Raw genomic sequence first — 24,692 nt, 5'->3', positions numbered from 1 at the left:
CGCCACCGCATGAGGGGCGTGCCCCTCATCGCTCCCCGGCGCTGCTCGACGGAGCTCGCACCGCGACGACACCGCAGAGCGGCGCCGCGATCGAGAGCGCTCAGAGGGAAACGAGACCCCTGCTGGTCTACGTCGTCTGACGGGGACGAGTGGCCCAGGCGATTTGGTGGTCGTCGCAGAACCGCGCCGGCGGCTCTTCCTCGGTGTCGAGGTCGAGTAGCTCCCACGCCTCCGGCGCCGCCTGAGCGGTGCAGCCGGCGACGTCGCACGGCTCGAGGACGGCGAACTGCACCCAGAACGCGTTTGACACCACGATCGATGCCGGTGTGCCCAGTCCAGCGTCGGGATCGGCGGTGGCAACCGGGAGAGGAGCGGGCATCGTCGTCTGCTCGAGCGGAGCGTCGACCGAGGTATCCCGCTCCCTGGCCCGGTTCTTCTTGCCGCCGCGGCGTCGAGATCCCATACCCCGATGCTGCCAGCAGCACCCCGCAGTGCACCGCCGGACATGCCGGGATCTCGCCACGTTCAAAGCTTCCGGCCGGAGGCCGGGAGTCGCTTCGCTCCGGGCGGAACCGGCTGCGCCGGCACTGCCTGGGCCTGCGGCCCGTTTCTTTGCCGTGAAGCCTTCGGCAGCATACGGACGATCACCCGGAATGCAACCGGCTTTCGCGGCATAAACGGCCGCTCCCCGCAAGCGGGTCCCCTCCATATATTCCACGACCGGTTGCATTCCGGGCGCTCGTCCTAGCGGCGACAAGTCGCCTTCACGGCAAAAAAACGAGAGGGAGAGGAAGAACACATGCAGTACATCGACACCGTCACCACCATTGTCCCGGTCGTGGACGAGGACCACATTCCCCGCCAGTTGAACAAGATCGGCGAACGCGACACGGACCTCCGATCGCGCACCAAGCAGGGGTACCGCCTGGCCCACACGGCGACGATCCCCGGCCCGCAGTTCACGACGTTCGTCGACACGTTCGTCCGCGACGAGGACTAACCCGACGAGAAGCGGCCGGGACCAATCCGTATTTGGTCCCGGCCGCTCAATCACTCTTCCACAAGCGTCCGACTCCTCGAAAGGAACCGACCCACCATGCCTACCACCCTCATCCCCACGAAGGCCGTCGCGGCGCTGCTCCGCAAGGAGCTGCGCACCCGGTTCCCGGGCGTGCGCTTCTCCGTCCGCTGCTCCACCGGGACCGCGGCCGCGTGGATCAACGTCCACCACGAAGACGGCCCCACCAGTGCGCAGGTGGACGAGATCTGCGGCAAGTACGAGGGCCGATCGTTCGACGGGATGACCGACACCTACACCGACCACGGCACCACCCTGGTGGCCGGTGAGGCGGGGGAGATGCCGACCGAAGTCCGGTACTGCTGCGACGGCATCAACACCGCACGCGACTTCACCGCCGCCGGGAACCTCGCCGCACAGCGAATCATCCGCGAACGCAGCAACATGCCGCACTTGATCCTCTGCGACGACGCCGGGGTCCTCGTCGAGGGCCGCGACATCACCGACGGAGAGGGCTGCGAGTTCAACGACGGCCACCACGCCTGGGACCGGCCGCAACTCTCGGCCTGGTCCGCGGTCCGGTTCCTGCTGCAGCACGTCGACCTCACCACGGCACCTGCACGCCGGTAGTCAAACGGCGGGGACGTCCCGGATTCGGAACGCCCCCGCCTCCCTGAGGCGCGGTCCGGACGTCTCGACCCAGACCGCACTCACAGCTTAGAGAGGCCCCAGCAGCATGTACATCACCTACGAACGCCCCACATACCTCACCGACGTGCAGACCGACCCGCAGGCGCCAGCCGCGGACATGGCTCCCGGCGCGGACGTCGATCCCCGCGTGCCGGTATGCGGTGCGACGACCTACGACGTCGCCGGCACCCAGTGGACCTGCACGCGTGGCCCGGGCCACACCGACGACGAGCACCGGGCCGTGTTCGACCGGTACCACGGCGGACCCGTCGCACAGGTCGCGATCGCGTGGCAGTACGAGTGTGGCGGCGCCGGCCACGGCCCGTCGTCGACGACACCCATGACGACGGTCACCGTCACCGTGTCGTTCCCGTCAACGGCGTGGACGAACGAGCAGCTACCCGAATCGATCGCCGACGAGGTCCGATCCGTGTTCTGGGAGTGCGACCACGACGACATCACCGTAACCGCTATCGCGACCAGCACCCCGCACCCCGTCACGGACTGAGTCCCGGGAGGCAGTGGCGGTCTGCGACATGGTGAAAAGCGCCGGGACGACACAGTTTAGGAATGCGTAGCCCACTATTCCTAACGGCTTCCCGTGATTGCCTTACCGGTTTAATGCTCCTGGGGATTACCAGCCCTCCCGCTGTTATCGATGCCCCAGCCGTACGTTCGTAAACGCCATGCCCTGGTGTCAAACAATGCACATGCATAGGCTGCCAACAGGTGTGCCGCCCGGCAGAAAAATAGTAGAAGAATGTGCGGAAAAGGCTACCACTATTGGTGCCGACGACGTAGAATAGAAGCATGCAACGGGGAACAGGTCCCCGGCAAACAGACTTTACGAAAAGGTGATTTCGATGAGCATCACGGTGTACACCAAGTCCGGGTTCTGCGGCATGTGCAAGGCCACGGAGCGTGCTCTCGCCTCCGCCGGCATCGAGTACACCGAGCTGCACCTCGAAGACGTCGACCAGGCGCAGATCGAAGAGTGGAAGACCACCCTCGGCATGAACGCCCCCATCGTCGTCACCGACACCGAGACCGGCTCCTGGAGCGGGTTCCGCCCCGACAAGATCGACGCCGTCGCCGCGCTCATCGAGACGGGAAAGGCCGCGTGATGACGATGACGCTCGAACGCCCAACCACCGTCCGCCCCGACGTCGTCCAGCAGTCCACCCGCGACGCCGTTGACGAGCTCTACGCCGGCGACACCGTCGCAGCCTTCCGCGCGATCGACGCCGCCACCGCCGACCCGACCGAGAACGTCCGCGAGTGGGAACTCGACGACCAGCAGCGTCAGGTCTACGAGGCCGGCTACATGGTCGGGTTCCAGATGGCCGCCCCGGAGCTCATGGCCGAAGTCGCCTCGCTGCGGGCCCAGCTCGAGCAAGCGAACCATGACGCGGACCGGTACTACGCCGAGATGTGCCGTCGACCCGCCCCCGCGGAACACACCGCGACCGAGCAGTCCTACGCGGAGCTCTCCCGGATCCGCGGCGAGCACGACCGCGCCGCCCGTCACGAAGCGGCAATGGACCGCATGTTCCCCCAGTACGCCGGCGCCCACGCCTGAGCACGGAGACTAGAACCATGAACACTCGGCTGCCCATGGCCACAACCGTGCAGGTGTTGCGCATCGACCGGAGGCGGTCCAAGTGACTGTCACCGAGTGGCTGCTACTGACCGTCGCTGTCGTGGGTATCGGTGGAGGCGGGTTCGGGGTCGGCGTCATGCTCTCCCCTCGCGCCGAGGCCGATGAGTTGTCACCGGCCGGCAGGGTCGTGCCCTGGGTGTTGCTGGCGGTCGGGGTTGCCTGCGTGGTGATACTGACGGGTCTGCGAGCTGACTCATGAGCGCCGGACGGAAGCGGGTCCGCGTGCAGGGCTTTGAGATCCCAACCGGTGAGACCATCGGCCTGATCCGGTGGTTCCCCCTCGAGGGGGAGTGGCAGCACGAACTCGTCACCGGCGTCCTCCACGGCCTCGATGCGGACGGCCGGGTCGAACTGATCACCGGTGATGAGCTCCGCGCGTATGACGTCGACGTGTGGGCGGTGTGCTCGGCTGTTCCCGAGCCTTTGAGAGGACTGGCGTCATGACCTGGTTCGACTGGCTCGCCATCAGTTTGAGTGTCGTCGTCGTCCTGGCGGTCGCCGCTGTGTTCGTGGTGTGGGCGTTCGGCCCGGAGTGGATGCGTGACAAGCGCGAGCACCCGCCGCGGGCGGAACGCATCGCGCTGATGCAACGGCTCCGCAAAGAGTCCGGGTACGACCCGTCCCTGCCCCGGGACCCGAAGTGACTGCCGCCGCGATCGCAGTTGGGGTACTGCTCGCTGCTGTCGGCTACGCACTGATCCTCGCCGCGGTGTGGACCGTGTACCGGTTCCGCACCCGTGACGAGCGTCGTCGTCGACGGGACCTGGTGCGGCAGCTGTGCGACGTGTTCGACGACGCGGACGCCCGCGGCGAGCTCACCCCCGAGCGGCGGATCGAGATCGCCGACGGCCTCCGCCGGCTGCACCGCGGCTGATGCCGGGCCCGCAGCCGACACCGGCCGAGGATCGGTTCTTCTCCCACGTCGTCAAAGGGCCAGCGCGCGCTGACTGTTGGATCTGGACCGGCGCCGTCGGTGACGACGGCTACGGCCGGTTCTGGGTGCCGCAGCCGGGCGGTGGCCAGCGCGCGATGCGGCCGCAGCGGTGGCTCTACGAGCACCTCACCGGCACCGCCTTGCACCCGTCGACGTTGCTGCTGCACGCGTGTGACGTCCCGTTGTGCGTGCACGTCGACGTCGACCAGGCGGTGTCGCATCTGGCGCCGGGGACGCACCGGGGGAACATGCTCGAGCGGGTGCAGCGCGGCCGGCACCGGAACGGTGCGACGGCAATCCGGATGGCCGGCCTCAAGCGCTCCGAGCGAGTAGCGCTGTCCCGTGAGCTCCGCGCCGCGTTCCGCGATCACGGCTGGGACGCGGCCGCGATCCGTGCGTGCCGGACCGGTATCGCATCGGACACACCGACGCTCTGGTAGCCCCGACCCCTAACGGCCAGAAGACCCACCCCGGCCACCGGCGACAGCCGACGCGGCTGCTCGGTGGGCGGCGGTGTGGGTCGGGCATAGGTCGGTCCAGCTGGGGGAGCGGTCGGCGGTCGTCCATCCGTGTTCGCGTGCGTAGGTGCGTGCTTCGGTGCGGCTGCTGTTGTCGTCGACGCCGGCCATGGGGACGATGACCTGGTCGCAGCCAGCGTCGTCGCAGGTGATGACCATCGCGGCTCGTGCACCCATCGCCACTCTTCCTGTTCCTCGTCCGACTTCTAACGGCCAGTGACCGCCGCCCCTGCAGCGCCGGCGTCTCTGGCGCTGTCGATGCTCTCGCGGCGGTGTGGGATCTACTGTTCGTCCCGCGGCCCGTCGAGGTCCTCGCCGCGGGCTGCGCGGACGCGGAACTCGATGCCGGCAGCGAGGGCGTCGTAGTCGCGGATCGCTTGGTCGCGGCGGAGCTTGCGGAGCACTGCGACCAGGATCGCCGGCACCGCGCAGACGGCGATGGTTCCGATGAGGATGTTCGTCGACAGGTCGGACTGCAGCACCGTGGGTCCCGCGAAGGCGAGGAGGAACACCACGGTGAGGAAGAGCACGAGGTAGCCGATCGCGAACCACCACAGCATCGCGACCATGGGCACGTTGTCCCAGCTGATCGGTCGCGGCACGGGTGGGTACCCGTTGAGCAGGTCACGTCGTTGCGCTGCGCGTTCCTGCGCGCGATCGACGATCGCGATCGCGAGTCGCAGCAGCAGCCAGAGCGCCAGCAGCACCATGACCACACCGAGAGCCGGCTGCCAGACGAGTGTCCCCGTCAGCACGACTCCTTCGAACGCCACCCACCCCATGACGGCGTTCGATCCGCGGCGGGCGCGGTCGGTCGGGCGCAGTCCGCTGCGGCTGCGGAGCCGCCACCCGAGGTACCAGACGATCCACGCGACACCGAGCGCGGACGCGACGATCGCAGTGGCGACGTTCACGCCGCCTGCCCCTCAGCGTCGCGGTGTCCGTCGGTTTCCTCTGCGTCGACAGTGGGCGCGGACTCAGTGGCGGCTGGCGCGGCGCTGAGTTCGCGCAGGCGGCGTACTTCCGCTGCCGGGACGTCGAGCAGCTGCGCGATCCGCGGGTTGGTCTCCTTCAGCTCCACGAGCGCCTGGATTGCGAGTGCGCGGTCGAGGTCGATCGCGTCGAGCTTGGCGAGGAGCTCGTCGCGTGCGTCGCTGGCGTCGAAGAACGTCGATGCGGCGTCTTCGATCGCGGCGTCACGTTGGGCGCGTTCTGCGTCGAGTTCTGCCCGGCGCTGACGTGCTCGTTCTCGGTTGTCCTTCTTCGTGCTGGTTCGAGCCATGGTTGGTTCCCTCTCGTCGGTCCCCTCAACGAGTTTCAGCGTCCGCAACGGTTGCTCCTCATGGTGCTTCCGCAGTCTGACCGTCCGCCTGCTCTGAACACTACCGAACTTACACACCTCTTGCACTAACAGTGTGTGGAGGGTCCGGACCCGCTACGGTGGGGGTGTGGGAGGAGGTGATTGCTCGTGATGACGGTGCACGTCCTGCACGCAGGTGACGGATACTCATATCTGACGAACCAGGTTGCTGCGGGCGATCAGCAGGTCCGCCGCAGCGAAGAGCTCACCGACTACTACACCGCCGAGGGCGCCAAGCCCGGCCAATGGTGGGGCAACGGACTGGCATCCCTCGGCGTCTCCGGTCAGGTGTCCGCGGAGCAGATGCAGGCCCTCTTCGGTGAGGGGCTTCGCCCTGACGCCACCACCTTCATCCAGGAGCAGATCGCCGCCGGCGCATCCGCCTCTGAAGCGATCGACGCCGCCCGGTTGGGTCGTCGTTTCATGACCACGAACGATCCGGACACCGAGTGGCAGGTGCAGATCCACGCTGCGTCTGTGGCGTTCGAACGCGACCACCAGCGCGCGCCGCTGGACGCCGAGCTCGCCGGGATCAAGACGGACGTTGCGGCCACGATGCTGCAGAAGTCGCTGCGCCGCCCGGCCACGTCCGACGAGGTGTCCTGGTTCGTCGCGCTCCGCGTTCCGGACTGGAAGCAGCAGGTCTCCCGCGGCTACCAGGCGTTCCGCGACGAGGTCGGGCGGAACCCCGAGACCGGTCCGGAGCGGGACCTGGTGAAGCACAACCTCGCCGCCGACCACCTCCGCGGATCCCTCGGCCGCGACGCAACCGAGAGCGAGGTGGCCCGGTTCCTCACCGAGCGCGGCACCCCGCCACGGCAGCCGGTCGCGGGCTACGACCTGGTGTTCAGCCCGGTCAAGTCAGTGTCACTTTTGTGGGCGCTGGCGGACCGGAACGATCCCCGTGAGGCGCACATCGCCCGCGAGGTGCACGCTGCTCACGAGGCCGCATGGCAGGGCGCTATGACGTTCCTGCAGGAGGAAGCAGCGTTCACCCGGACCGGTGCCGGCGGTGTCGCTCAGGTCGAAACGAAGGGGCTCATCGTCGCCGCGTTCGAGCACCGTGACTCCCGCACCGGCGACCCCGACCTGCACACCCACGTCGCCGTCTCGACCAAGGTCGAGGGCGTCGACGGGAAGTGGCGCTCACTCGATGGACGGATGTTGCACCGCCTTGGCGTGGCTGCGTCCGAGCGGTACAACTCCCTCGTCGAGGAGGAGCTACGGAACCGTCTCGGCGTGCAGTTCGTCGACGAGTCCCGGGGTGCCGGCAAGCGTGAAGTTCGCGAGATCATGGGCGTCGACCGTGGCCTGCGGGAGGGTTTCTCCTCCCGTCGCGTCGGCATCGAGCAGGCGTACGCGGAGCTCGTCGACGAGTACGTGGCCTCCCACGGTCACACCCCGCCGAAGAACATCCAGCACAAGCTCTACGAGCAGGCGAACCTCGCCACCCGTGACCACAAGGCCCCGCCGTCGTCGGAGCAGGACCAGGTCACCGAGTGGCGCCGCGCTGCGTCGGAACGCGTCCAGGTCGACGGCTGGGCGGGGGGAATCGTCGCGCAGTCGCGTGCGATGCCCGCGCAAGACGCGTTGGCGAACGCTTCCTTGCAGCAGCTCGCCGCGGGTGTCGTCACCCGTGTGGAGCAGGAGCGTTCGACGTGGAAGGACTCGCACCTGCAGGCCGAGGCCGAGCGGGTCGCACGTCGCGTTGCACAGGCCACCGGTCAGGACGTGCAGACCCTCACTCGCGACATCACCGCGGCCGCGATGCAGCGTTCGATTTCCCTCACGCCGCCGGAGTTGAACCCCGCCCCGGCGCAGCTGCAGCGCAGCAACGGGGAGAGCGTCTTCCGCATGCACCGGGCGGAGCAGTACACCTCCGAGAAGACCCTCCGCACCGAAGAAGCCATCCTCGATGCCGCCCGGACCAAGGGCGGCTTCGCCATGGACCCCGCTGCGTTCGACGACGCAATGCGCCGCTTCAACGCGCGCGCGATCGCCGAAGGGCACCACGAGCTCAACACCGGGCAGATCGATCTCGCGCGACGATTCGCTACCGGCGGCCACCGCATCGAGACCGGCATCGGGCCCGCCGGTACCGGTAAGACCACCGCCATGCGCGCCACCATCTACGCCATCGAAGAGGGCGGCGGACGTGTCCTCGCCCTTGGCACGACCGGTAAGGCAGCCGAGGTCCTCGGCCGAGAGCTCGGTACCAACGCCGACACAGCTCACATGCTCCTGCAGGCGCACGCGAACGCGAAGCGCACCGGTCAGCCCGTGGCTGAGCAGCACCGTATCGACGCGAGCACCCTGCTCCTCGTCGACGAAGCATCCATGGCCGGAACGCCGCTTATGGGTCGGCTCCTTGCCCTCGCCGACGAGCACGGCGCTGCGATCCGGCCCCTCGGCGACCCGGCCCAACACGGTTCCATCGGTGCCGGCGGCATCCTCCGCCTCCTCGAGCGCGAAGCCTCTGTCGCGCGACTGGACGAGGTCCACCGCTTCACCGGCCCGCTCGCCCGGGAGGAAGCCGACGCGAGTCTCAAGCTGCGCGGCGGCGACGTCACCGGTCTGAACTTCCACATCGAGCAGGGCCGCGTGTTCGCCGGCACCCGCGACGAAGTCATGGACCGGATCTACACCGACTGGCACGCCGACACCACCGCCGGGAAGTCGTCGCTGATGATCGCCGGCACCAACGAAGAAGTGTCCGCGCTGAATGCCCGCGCCCGCGCCGACCGTGTCGCACAGGGCGGCGTCGAGGAAGCCGGCAGGCTGCTCGCCGACGGCAACACGGTCGGTGTCGGTGACGTCATCCTGACGCGCAACACCGACCGCACGCTCCGGATGAACCAGGGCAAAGACTGGGTCACCAACAACGCCATGTGGACCGTGACCGCCGTCGGGCCCGATGGCCTCATGGCGAAGTCGCACCTACACGGCGGCACCGTCACGCTGCCCCTCGACTACGTCGACGAGCACGTGCAGCTCGGCTACGCCCGCACCAGCCACGGCACCCAGGGCGACACCGTCACCACCGGCGGCGCCGTCATCGACCCCGCCCGCACCACGCGCGAAGAGCTCTACGTCGACAGCACCCGGGCCAAGGAGGAGAACCGGCTGTACGTCGTCATCGACAAGCCGTTGGACTCCTCCGGACACACGGACGACGAACGAGAGAACTCGGTCCGCGGCGCCCTCGAGCAGGTCCTCGCCCGCGAGGGCGCGACGAAGAGCGCCACCGAACTCATGCGGGAGGAGCAGAACGCCGCGCACTCCCTCGCCACGCTGCTGCCGCAGTACGACCACGGCCGCGTCACCGTCCTCGACCCGAAGGCGATCGAGCGCGCTGAGCAGGCCGTCCGCGACGCCCTCCCCGCGGAGCTTGCGTCCCGGATCGTCGCCGACGAAGCATGGTCGACGTTCGCCGCCCGCCTGGTCGACCACGACCTCGCCGGCACCGCCCTGCAGGACCGCTTGCAGGGCCTCGTCCGGCCCCGCGACCTCGACACGCTCAGCCCCATCGAGTCGCCGGCGCGCGTGTACTGGTTCCGGCTCGGACCGGCGACGACCATCGGTACCGACCTCGCACCGGTCGAGGGTCTGCCGAAGTGGGTCACACCGTTCAACGACCAGCTCGGAGACCCCGGCGTGCGCACCTGGCTGCACGGCCAGCAGGAGCTCATGCGCGACCGCATCACCTCCCTGGTCGACCAGGTCGTTGCCGAGCCGCCGGCGTGGGCGGAACCGTTCGGCCGCGTGCCCGCGGACCCCGCGCAGGCGGAGCAGTGGCGGGAGAACATGGGCCGCATCGTCGCCTACCGGGAAGCGTTCGAGGTGCCCGCGAGCGAAGCCGTCCTCAGCGAGGAGCCCCGCGGCGCCCACGCCGTCCAGGCCTGGCAGGACGCCCGCGCTGCTGGCCTGGAGATCCGCACGCAGCAGGACCGCCTCGCCCGTGAGCAAGCGTCCGCGGCCGCGCTCGAGCGGATGGGTATCGACCCCACCGCGCGGACCACCACGACGTCGACGGCCACGATGCCCCACACGGCCGTCGTCGTCGACGTGGACCGCCTCCTCGAGCAGAAGCCGGCATGGGTGGCGCAGTACGGCACGCAGCCCGCAGAGGGCGACGCACGCGAGACCTGGCGTGAGCAGGTCGCCACCGTGGCGGCGTACCGCTCCGCGCAGGGCGTTCCGGACGACGCCTACCGCCTCACCGACCCGGGCCTGGTCGACCGCGACACCCGCCACGCATTCGCCGACGCCGAGCAGGCCCACGAGGACCTCCGCCGCACCGGATGGATGCGCGATCGCGACGGCGCCGAACGGAACGCCCCCTCGGCGGTGCCGGCGGTATCCGACGCGCGTCCCACGGTGGAGGAGCAGCCCAAGGAAGCCGCTCCGACCGCCCAGCAGCCGACTACTGCGGCTGCTGAGGTTGCGCGGCTCGCGGCGGAGCTTCGTGCACGTGAAGCTGCCGCCCAGCAGGCCGGTCAGAGTGCGGCGCAGCGCGACGCAGCGGCGGCCGAGGCGCAGCAGCGCGCCGAGCAGATCCGACGTCAGCAGGAGGCTGCTGACCGTCAGCGGCAGCAGGAGCAGCGCCGAGGGCCTCGGCTTTAGTCCGCGAGGGCGTTTCTCTCAGCTTGACGGAGCGTCCGAGGGCTCGGGCTCGGCCTGTCGTCTCGGGAGCCGATCGAGCAGCGGTTCGAAGATTGCTGCTACTTCCTCCGGGTAGTTCTGCGCCCATTGCGTCAGGTAGGCGTTGATGACGACTCCTTCGCCGAGGAAGTCGAGTTGGTCGCCGATCTGTGCGAATAGCAGGTGCGGGTCCTTGTTGGTCCGCATGACTGATCGCGTGACTTCGATCACACGCCCTTGATCCGAGGATGGCAGCCCGAGGTTCAACGCGAGGCGTGGAGCGATGGCCTCGATGCGATCTTCGACGCGTTGGATAATGTGCGCTTCCGGGTCGGCGTCCCCCGGGAATGCAACGAGACCGTTTTCGGTGTCCACCTTCTCGCGCATGTCGCCGTCAAAGATGCCTGCGGCGCCGAACGGAGTTGATGGGTTTTTATTGTGACTGCGAGTGAAGGACTCGACGTTTGCTTCCCCGGCGACGCCGTAGATCTCGATGCCGGGAAGTTCAACGTTGGTTGTTTTGGCGTAGGTTCGGAGTGCCACCGTCGCCATCTTTTCCGCGAAGGTGTCTTCAACGAAGAACGCAAAGCTAGCCTCGACGCGGCCGGTGAGTGCCCGCAGAGCGGCAACGTCGAGCTTGCCTTGGGTGATCTTTCCCTTAGCGCACGCCCACACTGCTTCGTCTGGCAGCGGTGCGAGGGCATCGTTCGAGTGCGTCGTGAAAATGATCTGGCATGACTTCCGGCGTGCAACCTCGATGAGGTACTCGACAAGGCGACGGGTTGCCACCGGGTGTAGGCCGTTTTCGATCTCCTCGATGAGGATGAGGGATCCGTCGGGTGCCTCTTCGATGTCGCGTACGATCCGGATGACGCTGGCCTCTCCTGCTCCGAAGTGAAACTCGGAGTAGTTGATGCCCTGCGCTTCTCGAGCGGCGTAGATCTGGTTCTTGTTGGACCCGGAACGCACGGTGTCAACTAGGACGTAGCTCTCTGCGTCCTTGTCGAGGATGCTCTTTACATGCTTCACCGCCTCGGGAGAGAGAGGCGCTTCACCAAATCCTCTGAACTGACGTCCGACGGCGCGTGACAGGTCCTTCCGTTCGGTGGCGGGCACAGTTCGAGTGACGCCGAAGATCCGGACTGGCCGCTCGACCGCCTCTCGGTTCCACCGCTCCTGACGGTAGCTTGCCGTCCGCTTCACGAGGTTCCGACGGTCATCGACGAGCTCGTACTCGACGCGCCAGTTCTGCATGCTGGAGTCGTACGCGCCACTCTTCGCGAAGTACAAACGGGGCTGCACCTCGATGTACGGCAATGCGGCGGCGCCGAGCACAGTGGTCTTGCCGGCACCGTTGGCACCGACCAGCGCGGTCACCGGGAAGTCGAAACGAATCTGCGCATCGGTGTATGCGCGCAGGTTCACCAAATTGATGGCTTGCAGATACCGGCCGAACCCTCGCTGGAGAACCCGCTTACTCAGCGCCTCTCGGTCCGAATTACGTAGCTCACTGCGCACCTCTACCCCAAAACCCATGCCCTGAGCCTGCCTCACATGCCTGGTGGTGCATAGCCCCTGAAAGGGGACACCACCGCTGCGAGGTGGTGCCAGCGGACACTGCGTACGACAATGGGAGCGGACGGAGGAGGACAGTCGTGGCGTACCGAGGCGAGGTGTTGTCTGTTGATGAGCTTCGTCGACGCTCGGATGCGCAACCACGCGGTGTTGTCGCCAACATAGGCGTGCGTCACACCGCGGCCGGCAATGCCGCTCGCATCACCGACCTGCTGCGCGCGGGTGAGTCCGCCGCGGCCGCGTGGCGATTCGGGATCCTCCAGACCCTCGACGACTATCGCTCCTCGCTCCGTCGCGCCGGCACCACGGCCGCCGCGGACGTCTTCGCCGACGAGCCCGCGCCGACCGGGTCGCGGGAACTCGATGCCGCATTCGCAGCCCTCGCCGAGCACCTCGCCGCAGCCGATGCCTGGACGCCCCCGGCGTGGGCGGCCGACACTGCCCGGACCGTGCCGGGCCAGTGGTTCGCGACAACGCCGGCGCTCTTCCGCGACGAGGCTGTCGCCGACAGCCCCCCGGCGTTCCGCAAGCGCGGCATCTTCATCACCCGATACGCCCTGTCACGCGCATGAGCGACCCGCACGGCGACGAGCTCGACGCCGACCGGCTTGGCGGTCTGTTCCAGGAACTCTCCGATCGCCTCGCCAACGTCGGCGAGCACGCACAGCTGTTCGTGGTCGGCGGTGCCGCAATGGCGCTTGCCTACGACGGCAGCCGTGTCACCCGCGACGTCGACGCGCTGTTCGCACCCACCGGCGCGGTCCGCCAGGTCGCCGCTGAGATGAGCGGCCCGCATGGCCTCGAACCGGACTGGCTGAACGACGCGGTGAAAGGCTTCCTCCCCGGTGACGTCCACGACACTCGCGTCGTGTTCGAATCGGAGAATCTTCTCGTGCAGGTGCCACCACCGGAGTACCTGCTAGCGATGAAGATGCACGCCGCGCGTGATGACCGCGACCTCGACGACGCCGCGACCCTCTTCAACGCCGCGGGCCTTCGGACCGCTGACCAAGGCCGGGAGCTCCTCGAGAGCACCTACCCGGAAACACAGCTACTGCCCCGGCACCAATACCTCCCCGACGAGGTCGCGGCGCGTGCTGCAGCGAACCGCGAGGAAGCCACCGAACCGGTTGGCACTCGGTCGCCGAGCGCCGCTGACCTGGTACAGCAGTATGCCGCTGAGGTCCGCCAAATCAGCCGCCGTGATCCGGCCGCGCCAGACGACGCCTCGCACGTCGCCGCCGAGCTGCAGGCCGGCCGTGCCGCCCGGCCAGACGAGTCGGCCCAACGCCCTGCGGCGGACGCCGAGGCTCAGGCACGTGCCGAACAGGTTCGCCGTCAGCAGGCGGCTGCGGACGCGCAACGACAGCAGGAGCAGCAGCGCCGCGGCCTCAGCTAGTAAGCCTCTGCGCGAAGCGCGGTCCAGCCTGCGCGCGCCGATAATATTGATTATGTCAGTTCACGACACGCCGACCACTGATCGCCAAGTAGCACAGGCGCTCTTGGATGATCTGCAGAACGCGATGGGAGGCTAAGCCTTGACACCGAACGACTGGGGCGAACAGTTCGTGGCCAAGCACCCCGAATACAAGCACCTGCTCGACGACGCGGTCAATTGGGATGACAACCGGAATCTCATGGAGCACTTGTTCCTAGGTGACGTTGTCATTCAGATCTCCGCCACATACCGGCTCGATCCCACGGATGCACGTATTCGAATGACGCTTGATAATTTGGATGTCGATTATGCCTGCGGCGAGGAATGGTTGCAGAATGCGATAGCTGTATCCTTTGTCGAAAGTCTCGGTCGGCGGTCCCCTATTGTTCGCCTCCTCGGGCCGGAACTGCGCCAAGTTGCTCGGGAAATGTTGCACGTGAAGTAGGTCTCTGGCAATGCGGTTCCATCTGCCGGTCCTGTCTTGTCAGATGTTTCTCTGACGGCTTAGCCGATTGCCTCGGGCGCCGCCGAGTATAGAAAATACCCAGCAGCGACACTATTCGAGCATTTTCTGTGTAAATAGTTTGCCCAAATGCGGTCTGTTTTTAGTTTCCCAGAGAACAGCTGCAGGAATGAGTAGCCATCCCTTACGAGAAAATCAATTCAAAGATCAGGTGCGAGGTCGCACACGCTGTTGCCACTCCCCTACTCGCGCGGACTTTAATCAAGGGGCTGCTGACTGCTACGGCAGCGTGATTGGCCCGGTCGGGGCGTCGTGCACATCCACCGCTGTGGACGCCGGCTCCGACGTGCCCTGCTCGGCAAGCTCGCCGGCGAGAAACGCCCGCGCTTCGTCGTCGACGTCGACCTTCCGGCTCCGTGGCTTGACCTCGCCGTTCGGGAACAGCCCGAGCGCCTTGATGCGATCAAGGGCGGGCCAGAGGATGTGTTCGTGCCAGTCGGCGAGGTCCCGGCTCGGCTCGGTCTTGTAGTCGGTGTAGACCGCCTGGTGGGCGACCATCACACCGGTGAGGATCTCCACCGCGACGGGGTTCTCGAACCAGCGCGGTGCGAACGGGTACGCCTCCGCGCTGAGGTGTCGGAGGTACCGGTCCGCGAGATAGGTGACGAACGCGGCAAGTTCGCCCGCGAGCGCCTGCCGGCGCTCATCGTTCACGCGGGCCCAGGACCAGGGGCCGCCGGCGTCTTCTTCGGCGGTCTCGGCGACGGCGCCCGCGGTCCCGATGGCGGGTTCGTCGTTTTCGGCGGCGTCACGGCTGGCCCAGTCCTTGAACATGGGCACGACGAGCTGCTCGAGCGCCGTGATCCGGTCCTCCGGCGTCAGCGGCGCTCCGCTCTCCCCGGCGTTCTCGTCCGGGTCCGGCGCGGCGCTGTCAACGTCGGTCATGCTGCGATCCCTTCCTGCTCGAAGGCCCAGGTCTGGCCCTCTTCGATGGCGGCCTTGTCGTCTTCTTCCCACCAGCCGGGCAGGTCGACGATCGCCGGGGGGAGCTCGCGGTAGAACAGCAACCCCTTGCCGGGCTCGAGCTGACGGATCGCGCCGGCGGTCAGCACCCGCTCCTTATACGTCGACGTCGACGTGGACATGCCGTTGGCCGACTCGGTGGTGCCGACCCGTTCGGCTTCCTTCTCCGCGCACAGCTTCGACAGGCTCTCCAGGTACTCCTCATCCTTGATTCCGCCGAGCACGGCCAGGATGTTTGAGCTCTTGAGGATCTTGTTCCCGCCGGCCTTCCCCCACCGGGTCTCGGCGTCCTTCGGGTCCTGGTGGAACGACCACGTGATGATGCCGCGGTCGCCGCCGTCGGTGACCAGCGCCGGGAGCCCGGGGATGGGGGCGATGTTCGCGACCTCGTCGAGGATGAGCGTCAGTGGCTTCGGCAGTCGGCCGTTGCGGTACTTCGTCGCGTGTGCCTTCGCGCGCCGCTCGATCGTGGACACCAGCGCCGTGATGACCGGCGCTGCGAGTGACGCCTCGCCGGACTCACTGAGCAGGTACAGGGTGTCCGTGGACTCGATGAACGCATCGACGTCGAACACCGGGTCGCCCTCCTCGGGGCAGACGCTGTCGAGGATCTCCTCGAGCGCCAACGTCTCCAGCGCCAGGCGGAGCGTCATGTCAGTGCTGTCGACGGTCTCGTGGGAGTCCGACCGGCAGAAGCGGCGCAGGTCCGACAGCCATCCCGGGTTCGCGTTCGGGTGCTCGCGGAGGATGTCGTACGGGGTGTCATCGGAGAAGTCCTTCGACCACAGCACGACGTCACGCATGGTGTAACCGCCGAGGGCCGCCGCATGCAGCAGGCACTGCAACACGTTCTGTGCGGTGCCGGCGAAGAACTTCGCGTTCCCGGCGTCCGCGAGCGGGCGTGCCGCGATGATCGTCTTCGCCCGCCGTGTCGCTTCCTTCGCCGACTTGCAGCCGGAGAGCATGTCCCACTTGACCCGCGTGGGCCAGTTTGTGACCCCTTCCGGGTCGAACACGTGCACCGTGCCGACCTTCGACCGGAGCCAGGCGGTCAGGCGGACCACGTCGGGCTTCGTCGACGTCGACACGACCGGTCCAAACGCTTTCAGGATGAGCCGGATGACCAGCCGCATCGTCTTCCCCGACCGGGGCGGCGCGACGACCGTGGCCACGTCCTCCGTCGTTGCGCGGATCGGGTGCCCTTCGACATAGGCGTACGGCTCGGTGGTCTCGACCTTGTAGCCGATCTCAGCGCGATCCTGGAGCTCCTGCACGCCGGCGAAGCCCTCCTCCGCCTTCGGCTTCGCCGGGCCGAACACCTTGTGCCAGATCGCCGGGACGGCGAACCACAGCACCATGAGGATCACCACGGCGACGATGATCGCTCCGATGGCGAACACGATGCCGTTCTCCGGCATCCGGAACCGACCCTTGAGCGCGTCGAGGGCGACGACGAGCGGGTTCCACGACAGGTGCGCGACCTGCGGGTCCTGGCCGGCGGCGATGTGCAGACCGGTCCAGCCGGCGACGACCACCACGGCCATCCAGAGGTACACCGACACGGTGGCCCAGAGTTCCTTGATCGTGTCCATCAGCGGTTCGCTTCCTTGTCGAAGAACGACACCCAGCCGGCGGCGGGTGCAGGGTCAGGTGTCGCGCTCGCGGCGGCGGCCGGCGCGGGTGCTTTCGCGATCGCCCCTGGCCCGGGCTCCGCGAGGAGCTCCGGGAGGTCGACGGCGGGGATCTCTCGGTTGTCGATCCACCACCGAGCAGCCGTGACGCGGCGGGCCGCCTCGAGGACGTCGGTCTGGAACACTGCCGGGTCGACGAGGTTCGTCTCGACGAGCTCGCGGAAGGATGTGCGGAGGAACTCCTGCCGGATTAGCACCGCCCACTGCACGGCGCCGTCGTTGCCGACGAGCTCGGGCATGCCGTCGCGTTCCGCTTCGGCGCGGAGCTCGGCGTCCTCGGCGGCGCGCTGCGCCGCTTCGCACTCCGGGCACTGCCGGTTCTTCGCGAACCACCGTGCGGTGCCGGCGCGTTGGCCGGCGGGCTTGTCGGAGAGGTTCTTGCGGACGGTGTGCCCGCAGGTGTGGTTGATGTCCCATTCGGTGGGGATCGGGGTCATAGGAGGTCCTCCAGCTGCCATTCCCAGTCGATGCGGTTGAATTCGCCGGCGACGATCACGTTGCCGGTGATGAGGAGGGCGATGCCGAGTAGCGCCCAGACCGCCTGCGCGGTCAGGTGCAGCTCCGGTTCCGTCGCAGGGCCGCCCGGAAGCAGCTGCACGACGGGCAGCCCCACCACGGTGGCGATGACCCCGCACAGTGCGCCGAGGAGCAGACACAGCCGCGCGATCGCCAGGCGGCCACGCCGCACCGTCGCCTGCGGCTCGGGCATTGGCGCTGTCGGCCGCTTCATGCGATTGCCGCCAGCACGAGGAAGAACACCGCGGCCGCCACGGCGAGGATGAGGAACACCACGCGGGTACGGGACATGCCGAACCGCGGTGCGTCGGAACGGTCCGTGTCAACGGGCTTGTCGGTCATCGTCGTGTCCTTCAGCTGCAGGCGGTCAGGGTGCGGTCGAGAGCGCGCTCGTCGGCGGTGGCGATCGACAGCTGCCACTTCGTGGCCACGGTCACGAACGACTCCGCGTAGCTGCAGGCGTCGCCGGTGCTCGCAGGCATCCACTCCGCGGGCCCGGAGTCGGACTTCTCTTCGTTCGCCGACCCGTCGACGGCGACGAGATTCGCCGCCTGGTCGTTGGCGAACAGCTCCCGCTGCGCGTCCGTCCACGACGCAGCGCCGTGCCGCCACGCGTAGGCGAGCGGGACACGGTGGTCGATCTGCACCGCCAGGCTCGACGTGTTCCCCCGCTCGAACGCGATCGTGCGGCCCGTGTACGGGTCGTGGAGCGTCCCGGAAAGCACGACGCACCCGTTGGTGCCCGGCTTGGTCACAACGGCCGTGAGGTCGCGGCGGAGGACGTCGTTGCGGGTGTCGCAGCCGTTCCGGTCGGTGTCGGCCCACGCCTGACCGAACGCGTCCCGGTCGTAGTCCGCTGGCACGTACTCGTCGGAGATCTCCAGGCCGCGGAGATCCCGCAGCCCTTCGGCCGCGGACACTGTGCTCGAGGGCGACGGCTGCCCCGTCGACGTCGATCGAACTTCGCCGGTTGCGGTCGTGGGGTGCACGTAGGGGGCGGCGATTGTCCCGACGGCCGCGGCCGCGAGCAGGGCGGCCGCTGTGACGAGCTGCTGCTTCGTGCGGCGTCTCACTGTGGGTCCCCTTTCCGGTCATCGTGGTGGTCCTGCGGTGTGGTGACGTCGTGGAGGATCTGCCGCACCCGCGATGGGGAGAGGCCGGCTTCCTGAGCGACTCGGTGGTGGCCGACCGTCAGGGCGGCCTCGGCGATCGCGAGGTCGCGTGCTTCTCGGGCGGCCTTGTACGCGGCGACGGTCCGGTGGACCTCGTCAACCCCTCCTGCGACGGCGTCGACGATCTTCCCCACGACGCTCACCAGACCCGCACCGTCATTGGCTGTCCGGCGCCGCGGGAGGAAACCACGAACGAGCTCACGGCCATCGGATAGGGCGAGTCGTATGCGGTGTGCAGCCACTGCTCCGCCCACGTCAGTACGTCATCGAGGGTGCCAAGTTCCGAGGCGTGCTCGTGGACCTGGAGGTCGTCCGCGACGCGTGGCCCGGACCGCAGTACCCATTCCTCGAGGGAGGCCGTCTGCTCGAGGACGAGCTTCTCCCACGCGACTAGGCCGGGATGCTCATCGAGCACGTTGGTGCGGTCGGAGAGACGGTCGCGGAACCGCACGCGCCCGCGGAGGTCCGGTCCAGGCTTGGACGCCGGCACGTCGACGGCGTCGACGACCGGCCCGGTCCACACGGACAGCACGGGCAGGTCGCGGGAACCGTCCCCATCGAACGGGTCGATGTCGTGACCGATCGCGAACCGGCACACTGGCCCTGCCACCTGCAGGTGGTTGAGGGCGTCGCCGATGGTGCGGCGATCCAAGCGGACGACGTCGCTGCCGCGGCCACCGTCGGCCCAGCGGCGCAGGACGACCACCTGGTCGGTGCTGGTGCGGTCGGGGAACACGGAGTAGTCCGGCCACGCGTCACCTCGGAGGGGCGAGTGCAGCTCGCCGGTGGGTGCGGTGAGTCCGCCCCAGCTGATGGGTGCGTGCTCCTGCAGTTGGTCGAGGATCTCGAATGTGACGGTGCCTGCGGGTAGCGGCATGGTGAGGGTGCTCATGAGGCGTCCTTGCCGAGGTTCAGGGGCTCTGTGGTGGAGCCGAGGTCGATGTGCTGGTGCGAGCAGGGGTCGGTGAACTGCCGCAGGTTCGACAGCTGCGTGTTCGGCCGGCACTGCACCTGCCCCGCCTGGGAGCCGTGGGGCATCACGGTGTCGAGCCATTGCAGGAACTCGATGTCCTGCTTCCCGGAGCCGAGGAGCACGTTTCCGCCGACGGCGTTGAAGTCCACGGCCACGGCCGGGTTCTTGCAGTGCAGCGACCCGGACGTGCAGTGCGTACCGATGCCGACGCAGGGACGGTTCATGTCGCTGATCTGCACGGAGCCGTACTTGTTGAGCGCCGCGACGAGTAGCTGCAGGATGCGGGTGTCGACCTGGCAGCCGTCCTTCGTGGTCCCGTCGACGATGGGGAGGATTTCCTGCTCCACCATCTGCGGGTGGTACGTATCGGTGAAGGTGCCCTTCACCCACGCAGCCTTGAGCGTCTTCGCGAGCTCCACCTGGTCGCCGGAGACGTCGCAGCCGGACGTGGTCGCGGCGCCGGTGACGGCGGCGACCATCTCTTGCGCGCCGGTCCAGAACTTCGCGTAGTGGTACGGGTCGGCGTTGACCTGCACCTTGTGCGCCGCGAGCGTCGGTTCGAGCGTCTCCCAGTCGGGCACCTTGACCAGCTTCGCCAGGAACGCCTTCGCGGCCTTCTCCGGGTTCAGCCGGTCGGCACGCTCCCCGTAGCTGGAGTCCTGCTGCAGGACACCGATGGTGGTGTTGTCGACAGCGTCACCGTGGTTCAGGTTCGTCAGCGACGACTCACCCATCGCCGTCATCACAACGATCGTGGTCGCCTGCTCGTTGACCTTCACCTCGTGCGCGGCCGCGACGAGCCGCGCGGCCATCTTCACCTGGTCGGCGTCCCACGTGCCGACCTTCTTCGGCAGGTCCTTCGTCACCGCTCCGGTGTCGCCGGCGCTGGTGCCGCACGCCGCGGCCGCGGACGAGCCGCCACCGGAGGCTCCGAGGAGCATCCCGATGAACAACACGATGACCGCGACGGCGCCGACAACGAACTTGACCATGTCAGCCGTCCTCGCCGGGGAGGATCGCGCGGAGCACCTTCCAGGAGCCGTTCACCTGGTTGAGCTGCACCGTGTACGTGCCGGCGTCGGTGGGGACGTCGACGATCGCGGCGCCATTAGTGCCACCGTCCTCAAGCTGCACCGTCCCGGAGAGAGTGGTGCCGGGGACCGCCTGCTGGCTGGTGCCCTCGTACGCGGCCTGCGCCTGCGTGGTGAGGTACGGCATCCATCCCTTCGCCCACGCGTCACCGGTGACACGCTTGTCGACGTACGCGGACACGAACCCGGACGCCGCTCCCGTCGCGGCGCCTTCCTGCGCGGGCGTGATGGCATCCTCCGCATCGGCCGGGGCGGTGGGCTGCGCGGACTCGGTCACCTGGCCGGGTCCGGTGATCTTCGGCTGCCCGGCATCCTCGGTGGCTGTCGCGGACGGCGCTGCGGCCGGGACGGACACCTGCGGCTGCGACGACGTCGCGTCGGTGCCGGTGCTGGCGCACCCGGTGAGGGCGGCGGCGATCACCACGGCGGCGGCGATCGCGACGCCGGGGCGGGTCACTTCGTCACCGTCCCGGTGAGCGCGGCGGAGGTGTCCGTGATCTCCTTCTCGAGCTCGGACCGGAAGTGGGCGATCCGCACCTCGGCGTCGAGACCAACCTTCTTGAAATGCTGCCCCTTCGGCAGCGTCATCAGCTGCTCCGCCGCTCCGGGCTTGAGGCCGGCGATCTGCGCGGCCGCGACCGCGTCGTCGGCCTTCGACTGCCGGAACAGGTGCATCGTGCCGGCTTCCTTGATGAACGCCACCGCTGGGTCGTCGGCGGGAATGTCGGAGATGTGGTGGATGTTCACCACGTTCGACAGGCCGTAGTTCCGCGACAGCTTCGCGTTCGACTGGATGACTTTCCCCATCGGCCCGCCCACGAGGAACCAGCCCTCGTCGACGCAGAACGTGGTCTTCCACCCTTCCTCGGACCGGCGGATGGTGCCGAGGGTCCACGCGTTGGCGAGCATCATCGCGATCGACACCGCGGGCCCGTCCTCGGGCAGCTGGGAGATGTCGAACACGGTCAGCTTCTTGCCGAGCTTGACGCTCGAGGAGGTGTCTCCGTCGAACAGGCCGGGCAGCTCTTCCGGGAGCCGCTCCAGGATGAACCGGACGGTGAGGCCTGCTTCGTGCATCCGCTCGAGCGCCGAGGGGCTCAGCTGCTTGTGGAGCTCGTCGCTGATGACGCCGGCGTGGTCGAGGACGTCGTAGATGTTCGCGACGCGGCCGCGGTCCTTGGCCTGCCGGACACCGCTCTGCAGTGCGATCCGCAGCGCCTTCAACTCCCACGTGTCCAGCGGCGTGCCTTCGTTCAGCAGCGTCGCGGTCTGCTGCACCACCTGCAGCGCACCGGCGATTCCGGGAACGTCGCGGGTCTGCCACAGGGCGGGGTCGAGGATGTTGATTGTCACACCCTCGGGGTTGCCCAGCGCGAGGAGGATGCGGGTGCCGTCAGCAGCTTCGGCGGTGGTGGAGTACTCCCCGTACGGCTGCGTCGGCGAGATCTGCTTCTTGTCGACCACGACCACCCGGCGGCCGAGGAGCGTCAGCGCGCGGAGGACGTAGTCGCACTTCATCAGCGTCGACTTCCCCACACCGACGTCGCCGATCGTGACCACGTTCGCCGAGTCGACCTTCCCCATCGCGTACGCCTGGAATGGGTCGTTCACGGACGGGGTCTTCGACAGCGTCTCCACCCCGGACAGCAGCCCCTCGAACTGCATCGGGGACTCCAAGATCGCGCCATTGAGGATCTCAGCCTGCCGCGACGTCGACGGGGCACCCTTGACAGGGCCGCCGTAGTAGCCGGTGCGCTTCAACGGCCACCGACGCGGCTCAACGTAGCCGCGGGGCTCCAACCGCGGGAACTCCCAGTCCCCGACCGGCAGCGTCGCATCATCGGGCATGAGCGTTGCGGTGTCAGTCATCGGTCGTGATCCCTTCAGTGAGCTGGCTGTGGGTGCCGGAGCCGAGCACGAAGTGGTTCGGCTGGGCCGTTGACGCCGCGAGGTAGGCCATGACGGCGGATTTGCCGGTGCGGACCCTCCGAGTCGGGCGAAGCATGGAGGTGTCGACGAATGGGATTCGCCGGATGGTCGGCGCCGCCTCTGTGACTCCGTCGGGCGCACTCTGGCGGATGAAGAATCGAGTGGTCATCGGTTCGTTCCTGTTCGTTCGAGGGTGTCGTGCACTTCGATCACGTCTCCGGCGGGGACGTCGATGCTGTCGCGCAGCCGCCACCCCTCTTTGGCCCAGAGGTTGAGGGCCTGCATACGGGTGCGGATCTGCCGGGAGCGGCGCGGCTGGTCGCCCTCACCAGCGGGCAGAAGCGTCGTCACGGTCGTGTAGACGTCGTCGCGTGCGGTCACAGGGCTTCCTTCGCTTCCTTGCCCTGCGCGAACTGTTCGACCTTCGAGCCGATCGACACGTTCGCCGGCGCGATGCCGCGGCCGACGGGCCAGGTGAACGCGTTCGCAGTCGCGGAGTCCACTTCGAGCCATTCGAGCTTCCGGATGCCGGCGCGGCTGGCGGCGTCCTCGAGGAGCTCGGACACGTCGGCTAGGCCCCGTTCGGTGCCGTCGGTGATGGTGATGTAGCCGACCCAGTTCGCGCCGGCGTGCCCGGTGCCGGGCTTGAGGTCCATGTGTCGGCGCGCGGCGGCGTCTGCTTCCACGTCGAGCGCGACGTCTTCGAGCTGGCCGTCCTTGCGGCGCTTGATTTGGTCGGCGGTGTCGGAGACCCGGTCCTGTTCGGCGAGGTGGCGGGCTTCGTCCTGCGGGGACCCTTCGATGTGCCACGCGATGGTGCGGACGACCTGCTGCTGCATCCCGCCAAGCAGCGGCGCCATCCACAGTGCGTTCCGCTCGATCACCTCGAGGTTCTTCGCCGTGACCCGGGCCGTCCTGGACAGTGACACCGACACCTGCTCACCCTTCGGCGCGCCGACGTAGGTGGTGTACGACCACGCGTCCTCGGAGGGCAGCCATCCGCTGGTGGGGGTGACGTCGGCGACCTGGTCGATCGGGAACCCAGGGTGCTGCATGTGCCGGATCACGGCAGCGGTCTGCCGGGCCGAGAGCGCATGCACGTTCTCGAATCCGGCTCCGACGAGCAGGCGCCGCATCCCGTCGATCTCGTTCGCCATGAACAGCCGCCACCCGAGGGCGGCGTCGCCGAACCGTGCGGCGCGGTTGACGAACCGGTCGGTGACCGGCCACGACACGGTGAACATGGGCCGCTGCATCAGCTGGCCGGCGGCGACACCGTCGATGACGTCCTTGTAGGAGTGCAGCAGCTTCGCCGGCACCGACGGGTCACCGTGCTCGGCCATCCATGCTTCGTGCTGGGCGGAGTCGGTGGGCATGTCCCGGCTGATCGACTGGATGCGCTTGGCGAACCCGAGCGGGTCTCCGAGGGATGCCAGCACGGTGGAGAATCCGGCGGAGGCAACGTCGAAGACCTGGTCGGTTTCGATGCCGGTGACCTGTCCGGTGGTACCGAACGTGACGGCGAGGTACTCCTCCCCTTCCGGGGTCTGGTGCCACTGGATGCCGGGCTCGCCGACGCCGTCCTGCAGCCACAGCATCCCGGTGACCCCGTCCGGGGTGTCCCGCATCGCGTGGAGCTCCTGCATGGACTCCCGCTTCTCCTCGCGGGTGGCAGCCTCCGCCCACCGGTCGGTGAGCATGTCCCACCCGTCCTGGTCGTACGGGACGAACTTCGTGGTCCCGCGCCGGAGGCGCTCCTTCCACCGGGCGGCCTTCAGACGGCGCTGCAGGATGGTGTTGTTCGCCGTGTCGATCGTCGCGAACCAGGCAAGGCCAATGAGGACCACGCCGATCGCGAGTGCCCACAGGCCGATGATGAACACCAGCACCAGGGTGAGCGCGATGCTCGAGCCGACGGCCCAGAGTCGGGCCTTGGAGATCCGGCCGCCGAACAGGCCACGGTGGGCGCTGTCGCCGCCGATGATCGAGGTACGCATTTG

The 24,692-nt window shown here is 68.0% G+C and carries 31 protein-coding genes; 13 read left to right on the top strand and 18 right to left on the bottom strand.

The window, feature by feature from the left end; genetic code table 11:
• Positions 1–127 precede the first annotated feature (127 nt).
• Positions 128–463 carry a hypothetical protein gene (locus Q9R26_RS15935; protein WP_311227858.1) on the bottom strand — a complete coding sequence of 112 codons (336 nt, stop codon included), beginning with the start codon at positions 461–463 and terminating at the stop codon, positions 128–130.
• A gap of 336 nt (positions 464–799) precedes the next feature.
• Between Q9R26_RS15935 and Q9R26_RS15930 the strand changes: the two genes are divergently transcribed.
• The 9 genes from Q9R26_RS15930 (at position 800) to Q9R26_RS15890 (ending at position 4,742) form a co-directional block, all read left to right on the top strand.
• Positions 800–1,000 carry a hypothetical protein gene (locus tag Q9R26_RS15930; protein ID WP_311227857.1) on the top strand — a complete coding sequence of 67 codons (201 nt, stop codon included), beginning with the start codon at positions 800–802 and terminating at the stop codon, positions 998–1,000.
• Between the two features lie 96 nt (positions 1,001–1,096).
• Positions 1,097–1,648, top strand: coding sequence for an LPD29 domain-containing protein (locus Q9R26_RS15925; protein ID WP_311227856.1), 552 nt, complete (start codon positions 1,097–1,099; stop codon positions 1,646–1,648).
• 106 nt (positions 1,649–1,754) lie between these two features.
• On the top strand, positions 1,755–2,216 hold the full coding sequence (locus tag Q9R26_RS15920; RefSeq protein WP_311227855.1) for a hypothetical protein: 462 nt from the start codon (positions 1,755–1,757) through the stop codon (positions 2,214–2,216).
• Positions 2,217–2,571: 355 nt separating this feature from the next.
• Positions 2,572–2,832: a glutaredoxin domain-containing protein gene (locus Q9R26_RS15915; RefSeq protein ID WP_144757174.1), complete on the top strand. Its 261-nt coding sequence runs from the start codon at positions 2,572–2,574 to the stop codon at positions 2,830–2,832.
• Positions 2,832–3,287: a hypothetical protein gene (locus tag Q9R26_RS15910; protein ID WP_311227854.1), complete on the top strand. Its 456-nt coding sequence runs from the start codon at positions 2,832–2,834 to the stop codon at positions 3,285–3,287. The genes Q9R26_RS15915 and Q9R26_RS15910 overlap by 1 nt, the downstream gene beginning before the upstream one ends.
• A 276-nt stretch (positions 3,288–3,563) precedes the next feature.
• On the top strand, positions 3,564–3,812 hold the full coding sequence (locus Q9R26_RS15905) for a hypothetical protein (protein ID WP_311227853.1): 249 nt from the start codon (positions 3,564–3,566) through the stop codon (positions 3,810–3,812).
• Positions 3,809–4,012 (top strand): hypothetical protein, encoded by a 204-nt coding sequence (locus Q9R26_RS15900; protein WP_311227852.1) that lies wholly within the window; start codon positions 3,809–3,811, stop codon positions 4,010–4,012. Before Q9R26_RS15905 ends, Q9R26_RS15900 begins: the two co-directional genes overlap by 4 nt.
• Entirely contained in the window at positions 4,009–4,242 is a 234-nt protein-coding gene (locus Q9R26_RS15895; RefSeq protein WP_311227851.1) for a hypothetical protein, read from the top strand. Before Q9R26_RS15900 ends, Q9R26_RS15895 begins: the two co-directional genes overlap by 4 nt.
• Before the next feature lie 125 nt (positions 4,243–4,367).
• Positions 4,368–4,742, top strand: coding sequence for a hypothetical protein (locus Q9R26_RS15890; RefSeq protein ID WP_311227850.1), 375 nt, complete (start codon positions 4,368–4,370; stop codon positions 4,740–4,742).
• Positions 4,743–5,101: 359 nt separating this feature from the next.
• On the opposite strand, the gene Q9R26_RS15885 is transcribed toward Q9R26_RS15890, so the two are convergent.
• Complete coding sequence (locus tag Q9R26_RS15885) at positions 5,102–5,734, bottom strand: hypothetical protein (protein ID WP_311227849.1); 633 nt, start codon at positions 5,732–5,734, stop codon at positions 5,102–5,104.
• Positions 5,731–6,150: a hypothetical protein gene (locus Q9R26_RS15880; RefSeq protein ID WP_311227848.1), complete on the bottom strand. Its 420-nt coding sequence runs from the start codon at positions 6,148–6,150 to the stop codon at positions 5,731–5,733. Before Q9R26_RS15880 ends, Q9R26_RS15885 begins: the two co-directional genes overlap by 4 nt.
• Before the next feature lie 141 nt (positions 6,151–6,291).
• On the opposite strand from Q9R26_RS15880, the gene mobF reads away from it, so the two are divergent.
• Positions 6,292–10,803, top strand: coding sequence for a MobF family relaxase (gene mobF, locus Q9R26_RS15875; RefSeq protein WP_311227847.1), 4,512 nt, complete (start codon positions 6,292–6,294; stop codon positions 10,801–10,803).
• Between the two features lie 18 nt (positions 10,804–10,821).
• On the opposite strand, the gene Q9R26_RS15870 is transcribed toward mobF, so the two are convergent.
• A complete protein-coding gene (locus Q9R26_RS15870; protein WP_311227846.1) occupies positions 10,822–12,357 on the bottom strand; it encodes an AAA family ATPase in 1,536 nt (511 codons plus the stop codon).
• Positions 12,358–12,476: 119 nt separating this feature from the next.
• Between Q9R26_RS15870 and Q9R26_RS15865 the strand changes: the two genes are divergently transcribed.
• The 3 genes from Q9R26_RS15865 to Q9R26_RS15855 all read left to right on the top strand — a co-directional run bounded on the left by Q9R26_RS15865 (position 12,477) and on the right by Q9R26_RS15855 (position 14,279).
• Complete coding sequence (locus Q9R26_RS15865; protein ID WP_311227845.1) at positions 12,477–12,968, top strand: hypothetical protein; 492 nt, start codon at positions 12,477–12,479, stop codon at positions 12,966–12,968.
• Positions 12,965–13,795: a DUF6036 family nucleotidyltransferase gene (locus tag Q9R26_RS15860; protein ID WP_311227844.1), complete on the top strand. Its 831-nt coding sequence runs from the start codon at positions 12,965–12,967 to the stop codon at positions 13,793–13,795. Before Q9R26_RS15865 ends, Q9R26_RS15860 begins: the two co-directional genes overlap by 4 nt.
• Positions 13,796–13,934: 139 nt before the next feature.
• Positions 13,935–14,279, top strand: a complete 345-nt coding sequence (locus Q9R26_RS15855; protein WP_311227843.1) for a hypothetical protein — start codon at positions 13,935–13,937, stop codon at positions 14,277–14,279.
• A 297-nt stretch (positions 14,280–14,576) separates the two neighbouring features.
• On the opposite strand, the gene Q9R26_RS15850 is transcribed toward Q9R26_RS15855, so the two are convergent.
• The 14 genes from Q9R26_RS15850 to Q9R26_RS15785 are packed head-to-tail and all read right to left on the bottom strand — an operon-like array spanning position 14,577 to position 24,689.
• Complete coding sequence (locus tag Q9R26_RS15850) at positions 14,577–15,242, bottom strand: hypothetical protein (RefSeq protein WP_311227842.1); 666 nt, start codon at positions 15,240–15,242, stop codon at positions 14,577–14,579.
• Positions 15,239–16,912, bottom strand: coding sequence for a TraM recognition domain-containing protein (locus Q9R26_RS15845; RefSeq protein WP_311227841.1), 1,674 nt, complete (start codon positions 16,910–16,912; stop codon positions 15,239–15,241). Before Q9R26_RS15845 ends, Q9R26_RS15850 begins: the two co-directional genes overlap by 4 nt.
• Positions 16,912–17,448 carry a hypothetical protein gene (locus Q9R26_RS15840; protein WP_311227840.1) on the bottom strand — a complete coding sequence of 179 codons (537 nt, stop codon included), beginning with the start codon at positions 17,446–17,448 and terminating at the stop codon, positions 16,912–16,914. The genes Q9R26_RS15845 and Q9R26_RS15840 overlap by 1 nt, the downstream gene beginning before the upstream one ends.
• Entirely contained in the window at positions 17,445–17,720 is a 276-nt protein-coding gene (locus Q9R26_RS15835) for a hypothetical protein (protein WP_311227839.1), read from the bottom strand. Before Q9R26_RS15835 ends, Q9R26_RS15840 begins: the two co-directional genes overlap by 4 nt.
• Before the next feature lie 17 nt (positions 17,721–17,737).
• Positions 17,738–17,869 (bottom strand): hypothetical protein, encoded by a 132-nt coding sequence (locus Q9R26_RS15830; RefSeq protein WP_311227838.1) that lies wholly within the window; start codon positions 17,867–17,869, stop codon positions 17,738–17,740.
• A gap of 11 nt (positions 17,870–17,880) precedes the next feature.
• Positions 17,881–18,600, bottom strand: coding sequence for an HNH endonuclease family protein (locus Q9R26_RS15825; protein WP_311227837.1), 720 nt, complete (start codon positions 18,598–18,600; stop codon positions 17,881–17,883).
• Positions 18,597–18,833, bottom strand: a complete 237-nt coding sequence (locus tag Q9R26_RS15820; protein ID WP_311227836.1) for a hypothetical protein — start codon at positions 18,831–18,833, stop codon at positions 18,597–18,599. Before Q9R26_RS15820 ends, Q9R26_RS15825 begins: the two co-directional genes overlap by 4 nt.
• 5 nt (positions 18,834–18,838) lie before the next feature.
• Positions 18,839–19,591, bottom strand: coding sequence for a hypothetical protein (locus Q9R26_RS15815; RefSeq protein ID WP_311227835.1), 753 nt, complete (start codon positions 19,589–19,591; stop codon positions 18,839–18,841).
• Positions 19,588–20,664 carry a hypothetical protein gene (locus tag Q9R26_RS15810; protein ID WP_311227834.1) on the bottom strand — a complete coding sequence of 359 codons (1,077 nt, stop codon included), beginning with the start codon at positions 20,662–20,664 and terminating at the stop codon, positions 19,588–19,590. The genes Q9R26_RS15815 and Q9R26_RS15810 overlap by 4 nt, the downstream gene beginning before the upstream one ends.
• A gap of 1 nt (position 20,665) precedes the next feature.
• Positions 20,666–21,220 (bottom strand): hypothetical protein, encoded by a 555-nt coding sequence (locus Q9R26_RS15805; protein ID WP_311227833.1) that lies wholly within the window; start codon positions 21,218–21,220, stop codon positions 20,666–20,668.
• A complete protein-coding gene (locus tag Q9R26_RS15800; protein ID WP_311227832.1) occupies positions 21,217–22,632 on the bottom strand; it encodes a hypothetical protein in 1,416 nt (471 codons plus the stop codon). Before Q9R26_RS15800 ends, Q9R26_RS15805 begins: the two co-directional genes overlap by 4 nt.
• Positions 22,625–22,861 carry a hypothetical protein gene (locus Q9R26_RS15795; RefSeq protein ID WP_311227831.1) on the bottom strand — a complete coding sequence of 79 codons (237 nt, stop codon included), beginning with the start codon at positions 22,859–22,861 and terminating at the stop codon, positions 22,625–22,627. The genes Q9R26_RS15800 and Q9R26_RS15795 overlap by 8 nt, the downstream gene beginning before the upstream one ends.
• Positions 22,858–23,073: a hypothetical protein gene (locus Q9R26_RS15790; protein WP_311227830.1), complete on the bottom strand. Its 216-nt coding sequence runs from the start codon at positions 23,071–23,073 to the stop codon at positions 22,858–22,860. Before Q9R26_RS15790 ends, Q9R26_RS15795 begins: the two co-directional genes overlap by 4 nt.
• Positions 23,070–24,689 carry a hypothetical protein gene (locus Q9R26_RS15785; protein ID WP_311227829.1) on the bottom strand — a complete coding sequence of 540 codons (1,620 nt, stop codon included), beginning with the start codon at positions 24,687–24,689 and terminating at the stop codon, positions 23,070–23,072. Before Q9R26_RS15785 ends, Q9R26_RS15790 begins: the two co-directional genes overlap by 4 nt.
• Between the last annotated feature and the right edge of the window lie 3 nt (positions 24,690–24,692).

Source organism: Curtobacterium sp. BRB10, assembly GCF_031844325.1.
GTDB classification, from domain to species: Bacteria; Actinomycetota; Actinomycetes; order Actinomycetales; family Microbacteriaceae; genus Curtobacterium; species Curtobacterium poinsettiae_A.
Note: the sequence above shows the minus strand (reverse complement) of the source record. Positions and strands in the feature narration are given on the sequence as shown.

Bases quoted from the DNA above. Each gene is read 5' to 3' on its own strand.
- Q9R26_RS15810 (WP_311227834.1), bottom strand. From the start codon at position 20,664: ATGGTCAAGTTCGTTGTCGGCGCCGTCGCGGTCATCGTGTTGTTCATC.
- Q9R26_RS15920 (WP_311227855.1), top strand. From the start codon at position 1,755: ATGTACATCACCTACGAACGCCCCACATACCTCACCGACGTGCAGACC.
- Q9R26_RS15900 (WP_311227852.1), top strand. From the start codon at position 3,809: ATGACCTGGTTCGACTGGCTCGCCATCAGTTTGAGTGTCGTCGTCGTC.
- Q9R26_RS15915 (WP_144757174.1), top strand. From the start codon at position 2,572: ATGAGCATCACGGTGTACACCAAGTCCGGGTTCTGCGGCATGTGCAAG.
- Q9R26_RS15845 (WP_311227841.1), bottom strand. From the start codon at position 16,912: ATGGACACGATCAAGGAACTCTGGGCCACCGTGTCGGTGTACCTCTGG.
- Q9R26_RS15930 (WP_311227857.1), top strand. From the start codon at position 800: ATGCAGTACATCGACACCGTCACCACCATTGTCCCGGTCGTGGACGAG.
- Q9R26_RS15785 (WP_311227829.1), bottom strand. From the start codon at position 24,689: ATGCGTACCTCGATCATCGGCGGCGACAGCGCCCACCGTGGCCTGTTC.
- Q9R26_RS15835 (WP_311227839.1), bottom strand. From the start codon at position 17,720: ATGCCCGAGCCGCAGGCGACGGTGCGGCGTGGCCGCCTGGCGATCGCG.
- Q9R26_RS15905 (WP_311227853.1), top strand. From the start codon at position 3,564: ATGAGCGCCGGACGGAAGCGGGTCCGCGTGCAGGGCTTTGAGATCCCA.
- mobF (WP_311227847.1), top strand. From the start codon at position 6,292: ATGACGGTGCACGTCCTGCACGCAGGTGACGGATACTCATATCTGACG.
- Q9R26_RS15795 (WP_311227831.1), bottom strand. From the start codon at position 22,861: ATGACCACTCGATTCTTCATCCGCCAGAGTGCGCCCGACGGAGTCACA.
- Q9R26_RS15935 (WP_311227858.1), bottom strand. From the start codon at position 463: ATGGGATCTCGACGCCGCGGCGGCAAGAAGAACCGGGCCAGGGAGCGG.
- Q9R26_RS15800 (WP_311227832.1), bottom strand. From the start codon at position 22,632: ATGACTGACACCGCAACGCTCATGCCCGATGATGCGACGCTGCCGGTC.
- Q9R26_RS15815 (WP_311227835.1), bottom strand. From the start codon at position 19,591: ATGAGCACCCTCACCATGCCGCTACCCGCAGGCACCGTCACATTCGAG.
- Q9R26_RS15870 (WP_311227846.1), bottom strand. From the start codon at position 12,357: ATGGGTTTTGGGGTAGAGGTGCGCAGTGAGCTACGTAATTCGGACCGA.
- Q9R26_RS15925 (WP_311227856.1), top strand. From the start codon at position 1,097: ATGCCTACCACCCTCATCCCCACGAAGGCCGTCGCGGCGCTGCTCCGC.
- Q9R26_RS15850 (WP_311227842.1), bottom strand. From the start codon at position 15,242: ATGACCGACGTTGACAGCGCCGCGCCGGACCCGGACGAGAACGCCGGG.
- Q9R26_RS15860 (WP_311227844.1), top strand. From the start codon at position 12,965: ATGAGCGACCCGCACGGCGACGAGCTCGACGCCGACCGGCTTGGCGGT.
- Q9R26_RS15840 (WP_311227840.1), bottom strand. From the start codon at position 17,448: ATGACCCCGATCCCCACCGAATGGGACATCAACCACACCTGCGGGCAC.
- Q9R26_RS15830 (WP_311227838.1), bottom strand. From the start codon at position 17,869: ATGACCGACAAGCCCGTTGACACGGACCGTTCCGACGCACCGCGGTTC.
- Q9R26_RS15910 (WP_311227854.1), top strand. From the start codon at position 2,832: ATGACGATGACGCTCGAACGCCCAACCACCGTCCGCCCCGACGTCGTC.